Consider the following 22,120-nt stretch of genomic DNA (forward strand, 5'->3'; position numbering starts at 1 on the left):
AGGTGGCGTGTCGTTTTGGAATTCGTGAATGTCAGCCAAAGGGAGCTGCCTGAGACATTAATGTAGGCAGCAAAGATCGACTTTGAGCCGGCCGAAACGCGGGGGAGGTCAAAGGAAAGCTGGAGTTGCGGTTAGGACTATTGGCTAACGCAATATAATCCGAGGTTCTGTTACCAGACTTCGTTTAGTCACAAGACGAAGAGGTCGCAAAGCGAATGCAGATTCCAACCACCGGCACAGCGCCAGATCGTTTTTGATGCGATTGACGCACTGATCTATTGATACTGTAGGGATCAGGCGATCAGATACGATGGCAGATTTCTCAAGCATCCGCCTTTATCAGGTCGCTTGCCTTTTCGCCAATCATGATCGCTGGTGCGTTGGTGTTGCCGCTGACGATTTCCGGCATGATCGAACAATCAGCCACCCGCAGGTTCGAAATACCGTGTACCTTTAGTCTTGCGTCGACAACAGACGTCTCGGCGTTCCCCATCGCGCAGGTGCCGGTTGGGTGGTAGATCGACACGCTGTTCGATCTGGCCCAATCCAGAGTGCCTTCATAATCTTCGCAGCTCAGCTCTGCCGTTGGTCGAAACTCTTCTGAAATCTTCGAGGCCAGAGGGTTCTGTTTGGCAATCCCGCGCGCGATGTTCACGCCGTCGACAATGGTTCGGCAGTCCGTTTCAGTGGACAGATAGTTCGGGATGATCTTGACATGTTCGGATGGGTCCGGTCCGTTCAGGCGCAGCTCTCCCCGACTTTCCGGACGCAGTTGGCAGACCGACATCGTGAAGGCCGAAAACGGATGCACACCTTCGCCTGGGCTGTCGGCGGACCAGGGTTGCACGTGGAACTGAATGTCGGGCGTCTCAACATCGGGCCGGGTTTTCATGAAACCAGTCGCAAGGCTGGCGGCCATTGTCATCGGACCTGCACGAAATAGTGCGTATTTCAGCGCGATTCGCGCCTGATTGAACAGGCTGCGAACTTCGTCATTCAGTGTGGGCTCATTGCATTTGAACACCAGCCGCGCCTGCAAGTGATCCTGAAGACCTTTGCCAACACCCGGCAGGGCGTGCAGCGGTTTGATACCATTTTCCTTTAGATGATCCGGCTCTCCGATCCCTGACAACATCAGGATTTGGGGAGAGTTGATCGCCCCGCCGGACAGGATGACCTCGCGCCGAACAGTCAGTGTCTGCTCGTTACCAGAACGATCCCGGTAGACCAGCCCGGTTACTTTTTTCCCATCCAGAACCACACGCGACACAAGCGCTTTGGTGATGATGTTGAGGTTCTGACGACCGCGAATGGGCTTGAGATAGGCGACGGCGGCGCTACAGCGGCGCCCATTGCGCGTGGTCAGTTGGAAGTAACCCACGCCTTCTTGCTCGGCCCCGTTATAATCTGGGTTGAACGGGTAACCGGCGGCCTGTGCTGCTGCGACCCAGGCATCGCAGATCGGGCGCTGAATGCGCATGTTGGACACTGACAAGGGGCCATCGACGCCATGATATTCATCCTCGCCGCGTTCTTGATCCTCACAGCGTTTGAACAGGGGTAGCACATCGTCCCAGCCCCAACCCTCGTTGCCCATTTGCCGCCAGCGGTCGTAATCTTCCTTCTGGCCACGCACATAGAGCAACCCGTTCAGCGAAGATGAGCCACCCAGTACCTTGCCCCGTGGCCAGTCGATGGATCGACCGTTAAGGCCGGGGTCTGGCTCAGTGCGATAGCACCAGTCAACCGAGGGGTTATGCATCGTTTTGAAATAGCCGACGGGGATGTGAATCCACGGGTTGGTATCGCGGCCACCTGCTTCGAGCAGCGCAACAGTTGTGTTGGGGTCTGCGCTCAACCGATTGGCAATGACACAGCCCGACGATCCTGCGCCAACAACTGCATAATCCACCTCCATGACCGCCTCCTTCCAAACTCGCTGAAAAAAACTCTATGCAAGATGCAAGAATTATACTAGCCTTTTTTGATACAAAACGTCTCAATAATTGCGATCAGGGAGGTAAGCAATGGAGATCGGACGGAAACTAAGTGGTATTTCACGGCGAGATTTCTTCCGCGTGGCCGGGCGTTACGGCATGAGTTCGACACTGCTGGCGGCAGGCGGGTTCGGCGGCGCGATGAGTCTGGCGAATCTGGCGCAGGCCGCCGAATCCACCTATGAGAAGCGCTTTTCGAAAGAGCCGAAGCACACGCTGAAATTCGGCGCGTCGGGTTTCAACACCCGCAACCTGTTGATTGAGCGCGCCGGCGCAATCGAGTTCGCGCGCGACCTGGAAGAACGCACGGACGGCGAGATTCGCATCGAATTCATCGGCGACAACCAGATCTGCGGCCAGCTGAGCTGTGTCGAAAAGACCCAACAGGGGATCGTCGATATTTATGCCGCCTCAACTCAAAACTCGGCCGGAGGCGCACCTTATCTGAACGTGCTGGACTATGCCTATATGTTCCCCAGCCGCGCGGCGCAGTATCACTTCTTCTATAGCCCGGCGAGCCAGCGCATCCTGCGTGATCCGCTGGAAAAACGGCACGGGTTGAAGTTCCTGTTTACCCATTGTGAGCTACGCGGCCTGCAAATGGGTTCGACCTTTGCCGACAAGCCGACCGTCACCAAACTGGAAGAGTTGTTTGGTACCAAGAACCGCGTGACGGGTACGCAGTTGGGCCGGATTGCAATGCAATTGCTGAATCTGAACCCAGTCCCGGTGGCTTGGGAAGAGACGCTGGATGCGCTTAAGACAGGTCTGATCGATGGGGCGGAAACCTGGGCCTCGGCCGTGGCTTACGCCAACATGGCGCCGGTGGTTTCGCAGTCGGTCAATCTGAAATTTTTCTGCGGCACTGAACATACGTCCATGTCGGCCGAGGTCTTTGACGGTCTGAGTGGAGAATTGCAGGACGCAGTTATGGAATCTTCCTACTTCACTCAAGCGTTGATCCAGGGTGCGAATGAAGCCGCATTGCTGAATACGGTGGGTTTCTCGGAGCCGCAATTGCCGGACACGATCTTCGCCGAAAATGGCGTGCGCCCGGCATTCCTGGCTGACGATCAGATCAAGCTGGCCGAAGAGATGTGCGCCCCGAACTACAACCCAGAGCCTTGGGCCCAGTGGCGCGAACGTCTGAATAAATGGGCAGGCGGCATTGATACCTATCAGGAAATCTACGACATCGCGCGCGAGATTCCGGCCGACACCCTGCCGGAAAATGTCGAACCGCGCCGTTGGTGGAAAGGCGAAGCCTGATAGACTGTTACGAACCGGCCCTGAGCGGGCCGGTTCAACTTTATACCGACTGGGAGGACGGGGTTCATGTCGTTTTGGGCAGACATCGGCGCGATTTTCAGCGCCTTTCTCAGCCAGGATTCGTTCGAGATTCAATCCGCACTGGAATCCGACGCCGCCTGGGTGTTGGGCGCGATTGTCTCGGCGATTGGCGGAATCGTGATCATGTTGATCTATCGGGCGGTGCCCTTTGTTGAACGTCATCTGGAACGGTCGGTGATGGTGTATTCCTACCTTGCGATCGCATTAATCATCTTCTGGGGCGTGATCGACCGGTTTGTGTTCAACGATCAGGAGCCCTGGTCGACCACCATTCCCCCGCTGCTGTTCATGGTCATGGCGTGGTTTGGGGCGTCGTACAATGTCCGCCTGCGCACACATTTGAGCTTCAGCGAATTCCGCACTGCAATGCCGAGGGCTGGGCAATTGGCTTGCCTGATACTCGACGCAATATTGTGGTTCATCTTTGCGGTGATCGTCATCGTGACCACAACACGGCTGGTGGCATTGTCGGCATCAAACTTTCAGATCGTTCTGGGTACAGATAATATCATGCAGTGGTGGTTCCTTCTGGCCGCACCGCTGTCGTTCTTTCTGATGGTCGGGCGCGTGTTTCAGAACCTTGCCGATGATCTGAACAACTGGAAAACAGGCGAGCCGCTGATCAAGCAGGCCGTGATCGGAGCAGACTGATGACAGACGGAACTATGGTCACACTGATCTCTCTTGCGGTCACCTTTCTGTTCATGCTGGGCGTGCCGGTTTTGCTGGTAATCGGCTATTGGGTCATCGGCTGTTCGTTTGTTCTTGGCCTGACGCTGGACAACATGGGTGCTGAACTTCTGAACGTGTTCAACAAGGGTTTCGCCCTGCTGGCGATGCCGCTTTTCATCCTGACCGGCGACCTGATCAATAAATCGGGCATCGCGCGGCGGCTCAGCGATTTCGCCTATGCCTGTCTGGGCTGGATACGCGGTGGATTAGCGATGGCGTCACTCGGCGCTTGTGGGCTGTTTGCTGCGATCTCGGGGTCGAACTCGGCAACGACAGCCACCATTGGCTCGATGCTGCACCCCGAGATGGTCAAAGGGGGTTATGACGAACGGTTCAGCGCGGCCACGGCGGCGGCAGGCGGCACGGTGGGGATCATCATTCCTCCCTCGATCATCTTCATCGTCTATGGCTTCCTGATGAACCTGCCGATTTCCGAGCTATTCGTGGCGGGTATCCTTCCGGGCGCGCTGATGGTCTTTGGCATGCAGTTCGCCTGCTGGATCATTTGCCGCATGAACGGCTGGGGACATCTGATTCCGCTGCAACTGAACCGGGTGCTGAAAACTGCATTCGGTGCCTGGCTTGGATTCTTTGCCATCGGGCTGGTGCTGTGGGGTATATACACAGGCAAATTCTCACCAACTGAGGCAGCCGGAGTGACGGTCGGCTTCTGCGTTATTGCAGGGTTGGTCAGCTATCCGATCAATCGGATCATGGGCGCGCGGAACGACATCTCACCCACCGAAAAAAGCTATGCCGAGATGTTTGTCGTCGAAGGCTTCACGATCCCCGAGATCCCCTCAATCGTGATCCGCTCGGCCCAGATCACAGGTATCCTCGCACCGCTGATCGCAATTTCTGTGGTGATGCAGCAGATCCTGTCTTTGCTTGGCGCTCAGCAAACCATTGGGGATTTCGTAACCTCGATGGGTGGCTACCATGCGGTTCTGTTTACTTCGATGGTGATCGTTTTCTTCTCGGGCATGGTGCTGGAAAGCCTGCCTGTCACGATTATCCTGGCCCCGATCCTGGCGCCGATTGCAGCCTCGGTCGGGATTGATCCGATCCATTTCTCGGTGATCTTCCTTGTTGGGGCGTCGATCGGATTCATTACCCCGCCGTATGGGCTGAACCTTTACGTAGCCTCGGGCGTGACCGGAGTACCCTACTTCAGACTGCTGAGGTATACGGTGCCTTATCTGGTGTCTCTGCTGTCGGTTTGGATTTTGGTGTCGCTTGTGCCCGATCTGGCCTTGATCCTGCTGCCGAATAACTAGACTGTTCCGGGATGGCCGAGACGGAAACACAAGACAAAGAAACTCAGATCCCAACTAACTTGCGCCTTCTCCTCATCCTTGAGGAGGTGGCGCGACGCGGGGTAGCCGTCAAACCATCGGACCTGATCGAGACACTCGGTCTGGCGAAACCAACAATCCACCGTTTGTTGCAAACAGCAGAGGCCGAAGGTTTCCTGCAGCGCGATCTGGATGGCCGCTCATACGGTCCTGGGCACCGTCTGCGGTTGCTTTCAGTCAACACCATGTCGTCCGAGCATCTGCGCACAGCGCGTTTGGCGATCTTACGCAGTGTCGCCGAACAGGTTGGTGAGACCTGCAATCTCGCCATCCCTGACCGAGAGGGCATGATCTATCTTGACCGGGTTGAGACGAAGTGGCCTTTGCGCATTCAATTACCGGTCGGGACACAGGTTCCCTTTCATTGCACCGCCAGCGGCAAGATGTACTTGTCCACGCTCCGGCAGAAAACGCTGGATGGATTTCTTTCAGCAGGAAATCTACAGCCACAGACTGAAAGTTCCCTGACCGATCCGCAGTCATTGCGCACGGAAATCCAGCATATCGCTGAGAACGGTTATTCCACCGATGATGAAGAGTTCATGAGTGGAATGGCAGCCCTAGCAGTACCCGTTCAAGATGGGCAAGGCCGATTGGTGGGCACACTTTCGGTTCATGCACCGACACAACGTCACAACGTCAACAGCCTGATGTCGTTTCTGGGTATCCTGAAAAAGGGGGCAAATGAACTTTCGGCTCTGTTAACCACGTGACCAGAACCTGAAAGACAGCCGCGACATAATAATTTTTGCCCGATTGCCACGGCAGGCATCGTCCGGTTCAGGGCATTCTGCATCGCAACGGATGAGCCGCGCACAAAGGCCTTCCTCTCAGCAATCACTCTCACAGCTCTCTTGGTCTGCTAGCCATAAACTCTGAGTCTAAGAATTATTCACACCAGTAATTCAAGTTGGATTGGCCGCGCATGCCGAATCCGGACCGTACATCGTTGGTTGATTCGAGCGAGTAGATTTCCAGAGATAGCCTTAAAGGACAGGATCACTCGACAGTGCGGGCAGGACCGAGTGATTGACGTAGTCTTATTTCTGTCGGCAACTCAACACTTTGACCGCTGTGCGCATCACGGAGTATCTGGATCAGCATCCCAGCGGCGCGACGACCCATCTCGCGATGTGGGACATGTACCGTCGTAAGAGCGGGTTCGGCGAGCATTGCAATTTCGATATCGTCAAAACCGGTAATTGAGAGGTCTCTAGGCACCTCAAGCCCCATTTCCCGAGCCGCACGTAAGGCTCCGACCGCCAAAACATCATTGACGCACATCACGGCAGTCGTTTCTGGTGCGGCTGTCATGACCTCGCGCAAAGCAACTTCACCAGTTTCAACGCCGTAAGCGGTCTCGACAAGAAACATTGTATTCGGGTCTTGACCGGCCTCTTGTTTGGCATCCCGAATGCCTTGAACGCGTTCCCTTGCCCGATCATTCGAAGCGGTTGGAGCAGAGATACACGCGATATGCCGATGCCCATATCCAATGACCTGCCGGGCAAGGGCAAACATCGCAGCCCGATTGTCAAAGCCGATGGCCGGCGGGGATTGGTCAGGATCAAATGACCAGGCGATCAGAGTTGGTACACGCTGCTTTTCCAGAAACGCATAGATCTCCGGTTCGCGATCGTACCCAATCAGCAGCAACCCATCTGCACCCCGCGCTACCAACGCACGCACCTGTTGTTCTTCCAGCTCTGAATCATAGGCGGACGAAGCAACCAGAAGCGTTTTACCATGCCGCACCAGTTCTTCCTGAAACGCCTGTAGTCCGCGTGCAAAAACAGCGTTCTCCATAGTCGGTATCACGGCAGCAATCGTATTTGTCTGCCTTGCTGCAAGGGCTTGGGCTCCGAAATTTGGCGCGTACCCAAGTTCTCGTACAGCTGCCAGAACTCGTTCCCTTGTGCTTTGCCCTACCCGCTCTGGCGAGTTCAGGCACCGCGAGACGGTTGCGGTGGACACGTTCGCATGTCGGGCAACATCTGCAAGGGTTGGGACTGTGTTTTCGTGACCGCTTTGAGGCATGGTTTTTCTTGTCATTCTGGATGGGCAACTAGCTCAAGACGAATTCTATCAAAAGCACGATTTGTCGGGAACCTACAGCACATATGCAATGTAAGCGCTTGCATAACAAAATGTAAGCGCTTACATTGCAGGCGACTCAGTGCGAGACATTGGATGGGTTGGGGAGGACGCATGCCATACTTGATAGCTGGAATATTGCTGCTCGCGTTTGTAGCGAACGTAGTGATCGGAGCAGTCTCGAATGCGCCCTTGGTCAACAATATCTGGGAAATGTTGATCTTGTTTGCTGCGGCCATCGCCTTTTCGATCGGCATTCTGCGGAGCGAAGCAAAAGAAATTTCGGAGAAAAAATCAAAGGAATAAATCCGAAAAAAAGTCCAACGGGAGGAGAACACATGGACAAGACTAAACAGGAGCTGGCTTCGGCCGAGCGTCGGAATTTTTTGAAACTCGCGGGCACCGGCTCGTTCACGGCGGCCATGGTCGCCGGCGCGGCTGGGACATTGTGGTCCAGCGAAGCGGCAGCACAGACCGCCGCCGAGGAACGCGATCGCGAAAACGCGGCTGAATTCAAGATGACGCTGGCAACGGCTTATGTACTGGGCGCGTCTCGCAGCTATCCGATCATGCAGCTGGACCTGAAAGAAAACATCCAGAACATGACGAATGGCAAGGTCTATGTGAAACTGGCGCCCGGTGGTCAGCTTGGCGCGGGCGGAGCACTGGCGCAGGCGGTTCAGGGCGGGACAATACAAGCGGCGCAACACTCGCTATCGAATTTCGCGCCCTTTGCGAGTGTGGTTGATCTGATCAACCTTCCATATTTCTGCGGGTCCAACCAGCGGTTCACGAACCTGACTTCCTCCGAAGCTTGGAAGGCGGAAGTAGACCCCAAGATCGCGGCATCCGGCTTTAAAGCGCTGATGTATATCGTTATCGATCCGCGCGTCGTCGCTGTTCGCCAGGGAGGCAACGCAATTATCACCCCCGGCGATATGTCCGGTGTCAAATTCCGCGTGCCTGGCTCGAAAATGCTGCAACAGTATTACGGGATGGTGGGTGCAAACCCGACGCCTGTTGCGTGGGGTGAGACTCCGTCAGCGATCCGGCAAGGCGTCGCAGATGCGCTTGATCCCTCGGTGGGCGCGCTGCATGTCTTCGGCTTTGGTGAGATCCTCAGCCATGTGACCTTCACTCAGGCGGTGCCGGACAGTCAGGTCTATTCGATCAACCTTGAATGGTTCGACAGCCTGCCGATGGACGTCAAGGAAGGTATCGAATTTGCGGGCGAAGTCACCCAGCAGCAGAACCTGTCCAAAGTGCCTTCGGCACGTGCCTACGCCATGTCTCAATTGATCGCGAACGGCGTCGAGTTCCACTCGCTCAGCGAAGATCAGTTGGGCGAATGGAAAGAGGCCGGTGGCTATCAGCGCAGCGAATGGGACAGCTTCAAGACCGAGCTGGCCGGATCGATGGATGCGTTCGCCAAGCTGGAAGAAGCCGCAGACACGCGTGCGAAATACTACGTGCACGACGCCTGATCGCGTCTTCGGGCCGGCGCGTCCAGCGTCGGCTCATCCGATGTTTGCCCATTAAAAACCCACTAGAACACGTCGCCGCCGCGTGACGGTAGTGAGGATGCTATGTCTCAGCTCTTTCGAGCGATTGATAAAAATGCCGAACGTTGGCTGCTTTTAGTCTTCTACGTCATGCTCGTCGGCACGATGTTCATCGAAGTGGTCCGGCGCGAGGTCTTTGCCTACTCGTCCATCTGGGGCGAAGAAATCGTCCGGTATGCGTTTATCTATCTCGCATGGATCGGTGCTGCCGCCGCGGTCAAGGAACGCGGGCATATCCGCATTGATGTTCTGATGCACTACGTCCCGCGCACGGTCAAAACGCTGCTCTATATCTTCGGCGACATCGTGATGTTCATCGTGGCGCTCGTCGCGATCTATTGGTCGTGGGAGACAGTCCACGTGTCCTGGAAATTCGGGTCTGTCACACACGGCCTGCGGATCAGCCAGGTCTTTTTCCTCATGGCGGTGCCGTTTGGCTTCGCGCTGGTCATCTTTCGACTGGTGCAGTCCTTCGTCCGCGACATTGCCGACCTTCGAACGGGCCGTCCCGTCTACGAAGGCGACAAGCTGTTTGATTAAGGGAGGGCCTGAGCCATGATGTGGCAACAACTCGGCGGTCAAACGCTTGAACTTGGGTGGGATTTCTACGCCTCCGTCATTCTCTTCGTCGCTCTTGTCGCGCTCGCCGTTCCGGTCTGGGCCGCGATCGGCGCAGCATCGATCACAATGCTGATCATGTCCGGCGCATTGCCGCTGAGCCTTGTCGGCGAAAAGCTGTTCTCGGGCATCGATGCCTTCGCGCTGACAGCTGTGCCGCTGTTTATCCTGACCGGAGACGTGCTTGTCCGAACCGGGCTCAGTCGAAAGTTTCTGGACGTCGCCGAAGCCCTGACCTGTTGGGCCAAGGGTGGCTTCGGTTCGGCCACCGTCCTGGTCTGTGGCATGTTCGCGGCGATCTCCGGGTCGGACGCAGCAGGTGCGGCAGCGGTAGGGCGCATGACTATCGACCGGCTGGTCGAGAGCGGTTATCCCCGCCCCTACGCCTGTGCTTTGGTCGCAGCAGGAGCCTGCACCGGCATCCTCATCCCGCCCTCTATCGCCTATATCATCATCGGCCTCGTGCTGGGTATAGCGGTCTCGACCTTGTTCCTTGCTGCGCTGATCCCCGGCCTCTTGATCCTGACGGCCATCCTGATCACCAACGTCGTGATGAACCGGCTGAACCTTTGGGAAGGCGGCGGCATGATGACCGCAGCTGAATGGCGCGCGAACCTGTGGAAGACGGTCAAGTCCGGCTGGTACGCTTTCCTTGTCCCCGGCATCATTTTCTACGGCATCTTCTCGGGGAAACTGACCCCGACCGAGGCAGGTGCCGTGGCGGTCGTCGTGACCATATTCATCGGGTTTATCCTGGGCACACTGAAATTGTCCGACTTCCCGGCCATGCTGGTCAGTTCGGCCAAGGTCAACGGTGTGATCCTTCCGATCATCGCCTTCTCGATCCCTCTGGCCGAAGCTCTGGCGATCATTGGAGTGCCGCAAGGATTTGTCGGAGCTTTGACCTCAGTCAGCAGTAACGAATTCGTACTGATCGCCATGATGGTCCTTATCCTGATCATTGCGGGCTGCGTTATGGAAACGACGCCCAACATCGTGATCCTGGCACCGATCCTCTACCCGTTGGCGCAAGAGATTGAGATGAACCAGATTCAGTTCTGCATCATGATGATCACCGCGCTGGGGGTCGGGTTTATTACTCCACCCTTGGGGCTGAACTTGTTCGTGGTGTCGGGGATTACGGGCGAGTCGATCCTCAAGATCGCCTACCGCGCCATCCCGTTTGTTTTCTTCATGCTGATCGTGACGTTGATGATCGCCTATATCCCGGCGTTCTCTACCTCGCTGTTGCCTGATGTCTATCGATAAGCCGCCGAAAGACGCGGTAAGAAAAGGACCTAATTCATGACCCGTGAATACCTGAAGAAAGCCACGCTGACCGCGCGCAGCGGAGCGTCAGATGTCAGTGAAATTGTGCAGGGAATCCTGACCGACATTGAGACAGGTGGCGATGCCAAGGCGTTGGAATACGCAGCCAAATTCGACAACTACGAAGGTAACGTCATTCTCAGCGATGCCGAAATCCAGGCCGCGATGGATGCCGTGCCAGAAAAGCTGAAGCGCGACATCGAGTTCAGCCACAGCAACGTCAAACGCTTTGCCGAGGCACAGAAAGCGTCCATGACCGACATCGCAGTCGAGGTTGTGCCGGGCCTGACCGCTGGCCAGAAGATGATCCCGGTGGATGCAGCCGGTTGCTACGTCCCAGGCGGGCGCTACAGCCATATCGCCAGCGCGATCATGACCGTGACGACGGCGAAGGTGGCGGGATGTAAGCACATTGTCGCGTGCTCACCGCCGCGCCCGGATGTCGGTATCGCGCCTGCGATCGTCTACGCCGCGCATATCTGTGGCGCCGACAAGATCATGGCCATGGGCGGCGTGCAGGGGGTTGCGGCGATGACCTTCGGGTTGTTCGGGCTTCCCAAGGCTAACATCCTTGTGGGCCCCGGCAATCAGTTTGTGGCCGAAGCAAAGCGTATCCTGTTCGGGCGTGTCGGCATCGACATGATCGCGGGCCCGACGGACAGTCTGGTCCTTGCGGATGTCACTGCTGATCCGATGGTTGTTGCAACTGACCTCGTTGGGCAGGCCGAGCACGGATACAACTCACCGGTTTGGCTGGTGACAGACAATCGCGACCTCGCCGAAGAGGTTATGCGCTTGGTGCCAGTGCTGATCGAGGACCTGCCCGAAGTGAACCGCGAAAACGCTACGGCTGCGTGGCGCGATTATGCCGAGGTCATCCTGTGCGCGGATCGCGAAGAAATGGCGGCGACATCGGATCAATACGCCCCGGAACACCTGACAGTCATGGCCGATGATCTTGATTGGTGGCTGGATCGGCTGACGTGCTATGGGTCGCTTTTCTTGGGCGAAGAGACCACGGTTGCCTTTGGCGACAAAGCCTCGGGCACCAATCACGTGCTGCCCACGAGCCGGGCGGCCACTTACACCGGTGGCCTCAGCGTCCATAAATACATGAAGATCGTGACCTGGCAGCGCTCGACCGCTGATGCGATGAAGCCGATTGCGCAGGCGACGGCCCGTATCTCACGCCTTGAAGGTATGGAGGGGCACGCGCGTACCGCGGATATTCGATTGGCCAAGTTCTTCCCCGATGAAAACTTTGACCTGACAGCCGAAGACTGACCCAACCCGTGACCTATCATCCTGATCTCACTGGACATACCGCTCTTGTGACCGGGGCCAGCTCCGGCCTTGGTCGCAGAGCGGCAGAGGTACTGTCGCATGCCGGCGCTAAGGTCGTGGGCGTGGCGCGACGTGCAGAAGCGTTGGCCGAGCTGGATCAGGTCCATCCCCTGCCCTGGGATCTTTCGGATCGTGATCGGTTGGCGGAGCTGGCCGTTGCCGCGTCGCAGCCGTTTGGGGCACCGGATATTCTGGTGCATGCCGCCGGGATCAACACGCGCGAGGCTGCGGATGATGTATCGCCTGAGGGGTGGGACATCACACTGGGATTGAACCTTGCCGTTCCCTTCTTTCTGTCGCAGCACCTAGTGCCCGATATGAAGGCCAAAGGCTGGGGACGGATCGTAAATTTCGCATCGCTCCAGTCCAGCCGAGCTTTTCCAGGTGGGCTTAGCTATGGGGCGTCAAAGGGCGGCGTGGCACAGCTGACCCGAGCAATGGCCGAGGCCTGGTCATCGAGCGGAATATGCGTAAACGCGATTGGCCCTGGGTTCTTTCGAACCGAGCTGACGGCTGCAGTGTTCAATGATCCTGAACGCGCGAACCGTAATGCTGCGCAGACCTGTATCGGTCGCAACGGTGAGCCCAAAGACCTCGACGGCCCGTTGCTGTTCTTTTGCTCTGATGCCTGTGCCTACGTGACCGGGCAAGTTTTGATGGTCGATGGAGGGTTTACAGCGAAATGAAAGCTTTGGTTTACACTGATGTCGAAACACTGGAATACCGCTATTTCGCGGACCCGGAGCCCGGCCCCGATGAGGTTCTCGTCCGCATCGATAGCGTCGGTATTTGCGGGTCCGACATGCACGCCTATCTGGGCCATGATGATCGCCGCCCGGCACCGCTGATCCTGGGCCATGAGGGGGCCGGTGTGACTGCTGATGGTCGCCGCGTAACCATCAATCCGCTGGTAAACGACCCCAACAGCGCGGCCAGCCGGTCCGGACGTGAGAACCTTTGCCCCTCGCGACAGATCATCTCAATGCCGCCGCGCGAAGGCGCTTTTGCGGAATACGTCGCTATCCCAGAGCGCAATTTGATTGAAGTGCCCTCGCATATCACGCTGGAGCAGGCCGCACTCGCGGAACCGATTGCAGTCAGCTGGCATGCGGTGCGGCTGGGGCTTGCGTCCCTGCACCCGGCAGACGAACGGCGTGCCCATGTGATTGGCGGCGGGGCAATCGGGCTAGCGGCAGCTCTCGCGCTCACTGCGATGGGGGTCGAGCAGGTGACCTTATCCGAACCCAACGCAGCCCGTGCGACCTATCTTCGCGACACCTGTGGAATCGCTGTTGTGGACACACCGGAACAGGACATTCCATTGGTGATCGACGCAGTGGGGTTTGCGTCTACCCGTGCGGTTGCCTCGGCTCTCGTCAGCCCGGGCGGGGTGATTTTGCACATCGGCCTAGGCAGTTCCGAAGGTGGATTGGATATCCGACGCATCACGCTGCAGGAAATCACGCTAATCGGCACCTACACCTATACCGCACAGGACTTCCGCGACACATGCAATGCCATGTTCAAGGGCCGCCTCGGGACGCTTGACTGGGTTGAAACCCGCGACCTGTCCGACGGGGCCTCGGCCTTTACAGACATTCGCGCTGGCAAGACGCTTGCGCCGAAAACCATCCTTAAACCATAGCAAAAACCGGAGACCTTCATGTCAAATCCAGCCCCAAATGAAATACCGCACCTTTTGGTGCATGAAGAGGAAGACAATGTCGGTGTCGTGGTCGTCGAAGGCCTGACTGCAGGCACCGACATGCTGTGCTGTATTACACATGACAACTCGACCTTTCGCCTGACCGCAGGTGCGGATGTTCCGATTGGCCACAAGATTGCGCTCACGGACCTCAAGAACGGCGATACGGCGATCAAGTATGGTGAGGATATCGGCAAGATCATCGCTGACATCCCACGCGGCGGGCATGTCCACACGCAAAACTGCAAGACCAAGCGCTGGTAAGGGGTTAATACCATGAGCAAATATTCAAACATGACTGTCATGGGCTACCGGCGCGAAAACGGCCGGGTTGGTGTGCGCAACCACGTGCTGATCCTGCCCGTCGATGACATTTCCAACGCCGCCTGCGAGGCAGTCGCCAACAACGTCAAGGGCACGCTGGCAATCCCACACGCTTATGGCCGCCTTCAGTTCGGCGAGGACCTCGAGCTGCATTTCCGCACCATGATTGGCACAGGGGCCAACCCGAATGTCCACTCGGTGGTGGTGATCGGCATCGAGCCGGGTTGGACCAAACGCATTGCCGACGGCATCCGCGAGACCGGCAAGGACGTGGCAGAGTTCTCAATCGAACAGAACGGTGACTTCGAGACCATCCGGCGCGCTTCATGGGCCGCCAAGGATTTTGTTCACAAGGCCACCGAGGTCCAGCGCGAGGAATGCTCGATCAACGAGCTTTGGATTTCGACCAAATGCGGTGAAAGCGACACGACAACGGGTCTGGGGTCCTGCCCAACCGTTGGCAACATGTATGACAAGTTGCTGCCCGAAGGGATCACCGGGTTCTTTGGTGAAACCTCGGAAATCACCGGGGCGGAACATATCTGCCAGAAACGCGCCATCAATGAAGAAGTGGGCGAACGCTGGTACAAGATGTGGAAAGCCTATCAGGACGATGTAATCTTTGCCCATCAGACCGATGACCTCAGCGACAGTCAGCCAACCAAGGGCAACATCGAAGGTGGCCTGACCACCATTGAGGAAAAGGCGCTTGGCAACCTCGAAAAGATCGGCCGGACTTCGCAGTATATCGACATTCTGGAACCTGCCGAGCAACCTAACTCGGGCAAAGGCCTCTACTTCATGGACAGTTCATCAGCTGCGGCGGAATGTGTGACGCTGATGGCGGCGGGCGGTGCTGTGATCCATACCTTCCCGACAGGTCAGGGCAACGTGGTGGGCAACCCGATCGTTCCGGTCATCAAGATCACCGCGAACCCGCGTACAGTGCGCACCATGGGCGAGCATGTGGATGTTGATGTTTCAGGCATCTTGCGGCGCGAACAAACCATCGATCAGGCTGGTGATGCTCTGATCGATATGATCCGCAGGACAGCAAACGGCCGTAACACCGCGGCAGAGGCGCTGGGACATCGGGAATTCTCGATGACAAAACTGTATCGCAGCGCATAGTAACCTCAAGGCGGCCATTGCATATGCGGTGGCCGTCTTTCTCTTGAACCGAGGTCCAGAATGGGCGCGGCTCGAGGTGTTTGGCCACTAAGGCAGGGCGGGGTCCTGGGCAACAGATCAGAACCTTTAATTCTGAAAGTACTTATCAAGTTATGATGCACCAAGCCCTGCTCGTTGACATCGCCGAAACTCACTGGGAGTGCTTTACATGTATAAATCCATATTGATCCCCGTTGCCATTGATCATGAAGAGTTGGTTGCCGAGAAAATCACCACTGCCCGCAAGCTTTTGGCAGCTGACGGAAAGATCACACTACTTACAGTTCTGGAACAGATCCCGGGTTTTACAGCGGAATTCGTGACAGTGAAATCCGAGAACCATCTGACCAACAAAATCATGGGAACCCTAAAGTCGATCGCCGGAGAAGCGACCGATATAAACTGCCAGGTAGAAACGGGAAAGCCAGGGCTGCGCATTACCGAGTTCGCACGTGAAATCGGCGCTGATTTGATTGTTGTCGGAGCGCATCACCCATCGGCAATGGACTATTTTCTCGGATCAACGGCAGCGCGTGTTTCTCGTCGGGCATCGTGTTCCGTCTTGATTCAGCGACCGCAATCTTGAAAATTCTCTAAGCGTCGACCCGAACGCTACGGCTGCGTTGCGAGAAGCAGGTGGCCACGGAACCACTCCATGGGTTCGCACCCCTGTTGGATGTTTTCAACCGTGTGCGATCGACGCCAGCGAGAATTGCCCAGGTACACTATGGGAGCCGACGATTGCCTTCGAGATATGCGGACATTTACCCCTCGGAACCTTTACTAAACAGCGATGCGATCGAGCGGCCTTCGGCTGCAGGGTTGATGTCCGTTCGGTATTTCCGGGCTGAGCCGGATCAGATGCCCGAGGATGTTTTCAAAGAGCATCACGTGCTTCTCAATCTCCAGACCATTCCGCACAGAGTTCGGAACTGGAGGGATGGTGAGTTGCGGGATTTCATGTTTCACAAGGATGAAATCATCGTCACTCCGGCTGGTATGCGATCGGGTTGGCAATGGTACGCGACGTCTGATGTCATCGTTATCACGCTGGACCCGGCTAAGGTTGAACGCTTTGCTCAGTCCGAGCTGGGCATGCTGCTTGACCCGCAGCAATTTCGGGATTTGCCGCAGTTCTCGGACCCTGATCTGTGCACGGCTGGCGTTATACTGCGTGACGCATTGGAATCGACCGACATGTCTTCGGTCGTGATGTTCGAAGCCATGAGCCGCGTATTCCTAGTGAAACTGCTCCAGAAATATGGAAAACGCCGGATCGAAGATGTTCAGCTGTCATCCCGCTTCACATCCCGGCATTACCAGCGCGTTTTGGCCTTTGTACAGAACCGGCTGGATCAGACCATAACCGTTGAGCAGCTCGCGACCGAGGCGGGAATGAGCCCTTCGCACTTCGCACGCATGTTCAAAGAGACGTTGGGCACGACCCCGATGCAATATGTCATGGCCTACCGAATTGAACAGGCGATGAAGATGATGCAAGACCAGCAGCGTCCTCTGGGTGATATCGCTTTGGAATGTGGCTTTTCCGATCAGGCTCATTTCACGCGCAGCTTTAAACAGGTGGTGGGACAAACCCCCAAGGCTTATCGCGCGGCCAACATGGCTTGATGCAGGATCATTCAAAAACACAGCAGTCCGGTGCAATCAAGTGAACCTCCGGCAACGTATCTCTTTCGTCATCGGGCTTGCGCCCATCCAGACAGACTTTGGGAGATATCGCGATGAAAACCCTCGCTCTGAATACCGCTGCGGCTTTAATGGCCTCGACAGCTGCCGTCGCACAGGTCGAAACCCGCATTGTCACCTTTGAGAATGAAGGTGCCACCCTATCCGGCACACTGTACCTACCCGAAGAACGCGGCGATGCACCTTTGCCAACGGTCGTGGTCACAGGGGCCTGGACCTCGGTACAAGAACAGATGCCGGCGAACTATGCCCGGGAAATGGCCGAACGCGGATTTGCCGCCTTCACCTTCGATTTCCGGGGCTGGGGTAAATCCGGCGATCTGCCGAACCAAGCGCGCTTTGTCGAAAGCCCCGAAGCCAAGACCTCGGACATCAAGGCAGCGATCGAATTCATAGCGACCCTGCCAGAAGTGGACGCCGAGCACATCAATGGGCTGGGTATCTGCGCCTCAGCGGGTTATATGGTCGATGCCGTCTCGGGCAACCCGCTGGTTCAGCGACTTGGTTTGGTTGCTCCCTGGCTGCAGAACGCCGAAATTGTTGAGGCCGTCTACGGCGGCGCAGAAGGTGTTGCCGGCTTGCTTCAAGTCTCTCGGGCTGCCGAAGCCGCCGGGGGCCAGATCATTCCTGCCGCGGGTCCAGAAGGTGCCGAAGGCGTGCTGATGCCGATCGGTGGCTACTACTATGAGGCGGACCGTGGGGCGATCCCGGAATATGATGACAAATGGAACAATGCAGGCTGGGAAGGCTGGCTGACCTACCATCCCGCCGACAACCCACAGCGTCTGGATAAACCGCTGACCATTGTTCACTCTGAAAGCGCAGCGATCCCGCAGGGCGTGCAGACCTTCCTTGCCGGATTTGCCGGTGACGCGACTGCGCAGTGGCTCGAGGATGTCACGCAGTTCGATTTCTACGACAACCCCGAGGACGTGACACGGGCGGCCGACGCCGTTGCCGACCACTTCCGCGCCGGATTGGATAATTGATCCTGCTGATCAGGCGTCGGACCTCGCTATCCGACGCCTCATTCCCTTGGAGACCCTAATGACCCGAAAACTTCAACTAGCACTCGCGGTCGCGACCGTTATGGGAGGCAACGCAATGGCCGATACCCCCGAAGACAATATGAAAGTGGTTCAGAACTTTTTTGCGGCTTACGGCTCGAACGACCTTGATGGAATCGCCGCAGTCATGGACGAGGACGTACAATGGCACATTCCCGGCCGCCATCCGCTGAGCGGCACCAAAAACGGTCGGGATGAAGTTTTGGCCTTCTTCGCCCAGTTGGGCGCAGCTGGGTTTCAGGCTGACCCGATCTACTTTGGCGCGGATGAAACCCATGTTGTAGATATTCACCGAGGCTGGTCCAACGCCGAAGGTAAGCCGAATGTCGATACCATCTGGGCTCTGGTTTACCGGATCGAGAACGGCAAGATCGTCGAGGCCACCAATCTCAGTGCCGATCAGGATGCGGCGAATACGTTTTTTTGGTCGCAATACACCTTAGCGCCCGTGCCTGAACGCTTGGCTAATGAATGAAGCAGGCGCAGCAACGTACGTTGCTTTGTCCAACTCTGACAAAGGACCCGGATATGAAACGATCCCTCATCGCCATGCTCACCGCCATAACAATGATTGGAGGCCCTGCATTGGCCGATCAAACCGACATCACCCGCACCCTAACGGATATCGCTGCAGGCGCAGACCGGCATGATTGGACCCGTGTAAGGGATGCCTTCGCCGATCACGTCACCATTGACTACACCAGCCTTTGGGGTGGAGACCCGGCAACCCAACCCGCTGACGAACTTGTTGCGGGCTGGGCCGCCTTCCTGCCCGGGTTCGACAGCACGCATCACATGGTGACCAACCACGCAATCACCTCAGTTTCAGAAATCGCCGCGACAGCGCAGGCTGATTTCACCGCCACCCACCGTCTTGACGATGGCCTATGGGTTTTGGGCGGCCGTTATGACTATGTGCTGGAAAAAACAGGTGACCGCTGGGTTGTAACAGCGATGACAATGACCGCTCTTTGGGAAACCGGCGACCGTGGTCTCGTCGCCCTCGCCGGTGAACGCGGGGCCGGGGCCAACTGACATCAGTTAACGCCGAATCGTTGCGCGCCGGTTGCCTTGCCAGAGCGATGTTGGCAATCTCACTATTAGGCTTTGCTTTCGGTTAACTGACGAAAATTCAAAGGAAACCTCATGACCGAACAACGTATCGCACTTGTGACCGGAGCCAATCGAGGCATCGGCAAAGAAGTCGCCCTACAACTGGCCCGCGATCATGGATTATTTGTTTTGGTAGCATCGCGCGACCCGCAAAAAGGACAAGCCACGGCCGAAGAGATTGGGCATGGAGCTAAGGCCTTGCAACTGGACGTGTCCGATCAGAGCTCGGTCAACGCTGCCTTTGATAAGATCAACTCCGAATACGGATATCTCGACATACTGGTAAACAATGCAGGCGTTGACTACGACACGGATCAGCACGCGCTCAGCGCCGACCTGGTGCGCGTGCGCCGTGCTTTCGAGACCAACTTCTTCGGAGCCTGGGCAACAACCATTTCGGCCGTTCCTTTGCTTCAAAATGGTCATGATGCCCGGATTGTAAACGTGTCTTCCGGCTCAGGAGCGCTGACAGGCATGTCATCCAGCACTCCTGGATATGGCATCTCGAAAACGGCGCTCAATGCACTGACCATCAAGACTGCGGCTGATTTGAAACCCGAAGGCATCCTTGTCAACGCAGTGTGCCCCGGCTGGGTCGCCACTGACATGGGCGGGGGTGGTCGCCCGGTGTCCGAAGGGGCCAAGGGCGTCGTGTGGGCTGCAACACTCCCCGTGAACGGTCCAACAGGTGGTTTCTTTCGGGATGGGGTGCAAATTGATTGGTAGGATTTATCTCGGCGCCATGAAATCGATCAGTTTCCTGACACGCTCGGGCAACAGGCGACGGCTGGGATAAACCGCATACATGTCTCGAGTCAGCGGGACAGTATTCTCAACTTCCAGTCGTCGCAGATCGCCCTCCACCATATCCTTCGGCAACATCGCTATCCCCAGATTACGACGAGCGGCCTGTGCTATGACATCAAGGTCGCCAATATTATGGGCTATGTGGGCTGGATTCACCGTCTCTCCCGTTTCCAGTACCCAAGGTTGACCCGCCATCAGCGCAGGAAGAGTCTGGAACTTCGGTCGCGTTAAAGGACCCGAAAGCCCGTGCTCTCGAATGAAGCCCTGCCCTGCGCAAAAACAATATGGAACTGACCATAACCGCTTGGCAACAAGACCGGAGTCCGCAAGCGGACCGACCCGAAAGGCGAGGTCGATATTGTCCGCGAAAAAATCCAGCATGATGTTAGTCGTCGTCAGTTCAAGCTGGACCTGAGGATTTTGTTCGGCGAAATCCACCAGCTTTGGCCCAATCGTTGTACGAGCTGCCAAGGGTGGGGCCGTAATGCGGATCGTGTGGTGCCGCGTGTCATCGGTAAAACCCGCAACACGCTGAAGCGCTTCAATCGGATCCTGGCAACGATCCAGAAGACGGCGCCCCTCTTCGGTCAGGCGCACCTGCCTTGTCGTGCGCTCGAATAGCTTAGCGCCCAGATGATCCTCTAACTTGGCAATCCTGCGGCTAATCCTGCTAAGCGGAATACCCAGCCGATCTGCAGCTTTGGAAAAGCTGAGGTGGTGGGCGACAACAGTAAACAGGCCAAGGTCGTTGTAGATCATAATTCTATTTATGAGATAATGCTTTCTAAATTCAACTATTATCACGAAATTGCGTCACCGCTATCTTCTGCGAAACAATAGGAGATGCATGATGCCGTATGCGATAGAAATCACCCAAACTGGCGGGCCCGAAGTTCTGCGAAGCGTTGACCAAGCTGTCTCACACCCCGGTGCCAGAGAAATCCTGATCCGTAATCATGCCGGGGCGGTGAATTTTATCGATACGATTATTCGCCGTGGCGAAATGCCAGAGGGCATGATGCCAGTCCTGCCCCATGTACCCGGCGTTGAAGGTGCCGGAATCGTCGAAGCGACGGGCAAAGATGCCGTTGGTTTCGCCGTGGGTGATCGCGTCGCATGGATGGGCCCGATTGGTGCGGGCGGCTATGGTACGCATTCCGTAATAAGTGCACCTTATGTAACCAAAATTGCCGATACCATCGCCTTTGAAACCGCAGCAGCAATCCCTGTAAACGCAATGACGGCCTATCACATGCTGGTCAATCTGGGCGGTGCGGCGGCCGGAAGATCCGTACTGGTGCATGCGGCTGCAGGCGGAGTGGGCACGATGGCCCTCCACATCGCCAAGCATCTGGGCATGACTGTGATCGCTTCGGTCAGCACTGAAAAGGTCGGATACGCCCAGGCGCAAGGAGCAGATTTTGTCATCGACTATCGTACTCAGGACGTGGCCACGCTGGTGCCAGAGATCACAAGTGGGCGCGGTGTTGATCTGACGTTGAATCCGGTTTCCGGTGACTCCTTGAAATCAGACCTTGATGCGCTGGCTCCCCTTGGAACGGCTGTGCTCTTCGGATTCCTTGCCGGGCCGCCAGCTGGCGATTTTGCCGAGGATCTGGCGAAACAATTCCAGAAATCTGTCTCAGTGCGGGTCAGCGATATTTACACGTATTTTTCCAACCGACCAACTGCATTCGGCGCGGACATGACCAAGGTATTCAAGCTGTTGGAAACTGGCATTCTGCGTCCTCAGATCACCACATACCCAATCGCCAAGGCTACGGAAGCGCATCGCCGCCTAGAGGCGGGCGAAACCACCGGCAAGTTGGTGCTCAGCATCGATTGA

23 protein-coding genes are annotated in these 22,120 nt (G+C 56.6%); 20 read left to right on the forward strand and 3 right to left on the reverse strand.

What is annotated here, in order from left to right; genetic code table 11:
• Positions 1 to 322 precede the first annotated feature (322 nt).
• The gene (locus ACR0I1_RS14035; protein WP_170402106.1) at positions 323 to 1,918 is read right to left on the reverse strand and encodes a GMC family oxidoreductase N-terminal domain-containing protein; all 1,596 of its coding nucleotides are present in this window, start codon (positions 1,916 to 1,918) and stop codon (positions 323 to 325) included.
• A 109-nt stretch (positions 1,919 to 2,027) separates the two neighbouring features.
• Here ACR0I1_RS14035 and ACR0I1_RS14040 point away from each other — a divergent pair, with 109 nt between their 5' ends.
• The 4 genes from ACR0I1_RS14040 to ACR0I1_RS14055 all read left to right on the forward strand — a co-directional run bounded on the left by ACR0I1_RS14040 (position 2,028) and on the right by ACR0I1_RS14055 (position 6,147).
• Complete coding sequence (locus ACR0I1_RS14040; RefSeq protein WP_170402109.1) at positions 2,028 to 3,266, forward strand: TRAP transporter substrate-binding protein; 1,239 nt, start codon at positions 2,028 to 2,030, stop codon at positions 3,264 to 3,266.
• Positions 3,267 to 3,332: 66 nt separating this feature from the next.
• On the forward strand, positions 3,333 to 3,998 hold the full coding sequence (locus ACR0I1_RS14045; RefSeq protein WP_170392533.1) for a TRAP transporter small permease: 666 nt from the start codon (positions 3,333 to 3,335) through the stop codon (positions 3,996 to 3,998).
• Positions 3,998 to 5,356: a TRAP transporter large permease gene (locus ACR0I1_RS14050; RefSeq protein WP_170402112.1), complete on the forward strand. Its 1,359-nt coding sequence runs from the start codon at positions 3,998 to 4,000 to the stop codon at positions 5,354 to 5,356. The genes ACR0I1_RS14045 and ACR0I1_RS14050 overlap by 1 nt, the downstream gene beginning before the upstream one ends.
• Before the next feature lie 11 nt (positions 5,357 to 5,367).
• Positions 5,368 to 6,147 (forward strand): IclR family transcriptional regulator, encoded by a 780-nt coding sequence (locus ACR0I1_RS14055; RefSeq protein WP_170512809.1) that lies wholly within the window; start codon positions 5,368 to 5,370, stop codon positions 6,145 to 6,147.
• Positions 6,148 to 6,433: 286 nt separating this feature from the next.
• Here the strand turns inward: ACR0I1_RS14055 and ACR0I1_RS14060 are convergent, their stop codons facing one another.
• On the reverse strand, positions 6,434 to 7,486 hold the full coding sequence (locus ACR0I1_RS14060; protein WP_480615068.1) for a LacI family DNA-binding transcriptional regulator: 1,053 nt from the start codon (positions 7,484 to 7,486) through the stop codon (positions 6,434 to 6,436).
• Between the two features lie 156 nt (positions 7,487 to 7,642).
• Between ACR0I1_RS14060 and ACR0I1_RS14065 the strand changes: the two genes are divergently transcribed.
• From ACR0I1_RS14065 to ACR0I1_RS14135, 15 genes are all read left to right on the forward strand, one after another.
• Positions 7,643 to 7,834 (forward strand): hypothetical protein, encoded by a 192-nt coding sequence (locus ACR0I1_RS14065; RefSeq protein ID WP_170392536.1) that lies wholly within the window; start codon positions 7,643 to 7,645, stop codon positions 7,832 to 7,834.
• Between the two features lie 32 nt (positions 7,835 to 7,866).
• Complete coding sequence (locus ACR0I1_RS14070; protein ID WP_170392537.1) at positions 7,867 to 9,012, forward strand: TRAP transporter substrate-binding protein; 1,146 nt, start codon at positions 7,867 to 7,869, stop codon at positions 9,010 to 9,012.
• Between the two features lie 102 nt (positions 9,013 to 9,114).
• Complete coding sequence (locus tag ACR0I1_RS14075) at positions 9,115 to 9,630, forward strand: TRAP transporter small permease (RefSeq protein WP_170420467.1); 516 nt, start codon at positions 9,115 to 9,117, stop codon at positions 9,628 to 9,630.
• A 15-nt stretch (positions 9,631 to 9,645) separates the two neighbouring features.
• A complete protein-coding gene (locus ACR0I1_RS14080; protein ID WP_170392539.1) occupies positions 9,646 to 10,977 on the forward strand; it encodes a TRAP transporter large permease in 1,332 nt (443 codons plus the stop codon).
• A gap of 36 nt (positions 10,978 to 11,013) precedes the next feature.
• Positions 11,014 to 12,321: a histidinol dehydrogenase gene (gene hisD, locus ACR0I1_RS14085; RefSeq protein ID WP_170392540.1), complete on the forward strand. Its 1,308-nt coding sequence runs from the start codon at positions 11,014 to 11,016 to the stop codon at positions 12,319 to 12,321.
• 8 nt (positions 12,322 to 12,329) lie between these two features.
• Positions 12,330 to 13,067, forward strand: a complete 738-nt coding sequence (locus tag ACR0I1_RS14090) for an SDR family oxidoreductase (protein ID WP_170802058.1) — start codon at positions 12,330 to 12,332, stop codon at positions 13,065 to 13,067.
• Entirely contained in the window at positions 13,064 to 14,026 is a 963-nt protein-coding gene (locus ACR0I1_RS14095; RefSeq protein WP_480706941.1) for an alcohol dehydrogenase catalytic domain-containing protein, read from the forward strand. Before ACR0I1_RS14090 ends, ACR0I1_RS14095 begins: the two co-directional genes overlap by 4 nt.
• An 18-nt stretch (positions 14,027 to 14,044) precedes the next feature.
• Positions 14,045 to 14,350, forward strand: a complete 306-nt coding sequence (locus tag ACR0I1_RS14100; RefSeq protein ID WP_170392543.1) for a UxaA family hydrolase — start codon at positions 14,045 to 14,047, stop codon at positions 14,348 to 14,350.
• A gap of 12 nt (positions 14,351 to 14,362) precedes the next feature.
• Complete coding sequence (locus ACR0I1_RS14105; RefSeq protein WP_170392544.1) at positions 14,363 to 15,541, forward strand: UxaA family hydrolase; 1,179 nt, start codon at positions 14,363 to 14,365, stop codon at positions 15,539 to 15,541.
• A gap of 208 nt (positions 15,542 to 15,749) precedes the next feature.
• Positions 15,750 to 16,166: a universal stress protein gene (locus tag ACR0I1_RS14110; protein WP_170402133.1), complete on the forward strand. Its 417-nt coding sequence runs from the start codon at positions 15,750 to 15,752 to the stop codon at positions 16,164 to 16,166.
• A 155-nt stretch (positions 16,167 to 16,321) separates the two neighbouring features.
• Positions 16,322 to 17,209: a helix-turn-helix domain-containing protein gene (locus tag ACR0I1_RS14115; RefSeq protein WP_170392546.1), complete on the forward strand. Its 888-nt coding sequence runs from the start codon at positions 16,322 to 16,324 to the stop codon at positions 17,207 to 17,209.
• 113 nt (positions 17,210 to 17,322) lie between these two features.
• Positions 17,323 to 18,276, forward strand: a complete 954-nt coding sequence (locus tag ACR0I1_RS14120; protein ID WP_170513551.1) for an alpha/beta hydrolase — start codon at positions 17,323 to 17,325, stop codon at positions 18,274 to 18,276.
• A 58-nt stretch (positions 18,277 to 18,334) separates the two neighbouring features.
• The gene (locus tag ACR0I1_RS14125) at positions 18,335 to 18,829 is read left to right on the forward strand and encodes a nuclear transport factor 2 family protein (protein ID WP_480439098.1); all 495 of its coding nucleotides are present in this window, start codon (positions 18,335 to 18,337) and stop codon (positions 18,827 to 18,829) included.
• A gap of 53 nt (positions 18,830 to 18,882) precedes the next feature.
• Positions 18,883 to 19,389, forward strand: a complete 507-nt coding sequence (locus tag ACR0I1_RS14130; protein ID WP_480706942.1) for a nuclear transport factor 2 family protein — start codon at positions 18,883 to 18,885, stop codon at positions 19,387 to 19,389.
• Between the two features lie 111 nt (positions 19,390 to 19,500).
• On the forward strand, positions 19,501 to 20,193 hold the full coding sequence (locus ACR0I1_RS14135) for an SDR family NAD(P)-dependent oxidoreductase (RefSeq protein WP_480706943.1): 693 nt from the start codon (positions 19,501 to 19,503) through the stop codon (positions 20,191 to 20,193).
• Positions 20,194 to 20,196: 3 nt separating this feature from the next.
• Here the strand turns inward: ACR0I1_RS14135 and ACR0I1_RS14140 are convergent, their stop codons facing one another.
• Positions 20,197 to 21,033 (reverse strand): LysR family transcriptional regulator, encoded by an 837-nt coding sequence (locus ACR0I1_RS14140; protein WP_480706944.1) that lies wholly within the window; start codon positions 21,031 to 21,033, stop codon positions 20,197 to 20,199.
• Between the two features lie 91 nt (positions 21,034 to 21,124).
• Here ACR0I1_RS14140 and ACR0I1_RS14145 point away from each other — a divergent pair, with 91 nt between their 5' ends.
• Positions 21,125 to 22,120: a quinone oxidoreductase family protein gene (locus ACR0I1_RS14145; protein WP_480706945.1), complete on the forward strand. Its 996-nt coding sequence runs from the start codon at positions 21,125 to 21,127 to the stop codon at positions 22,118 to 22,120.

The sequence above is a fragment of the Ruegeria sp. B11 genome, from assembly GCF_056539785.1.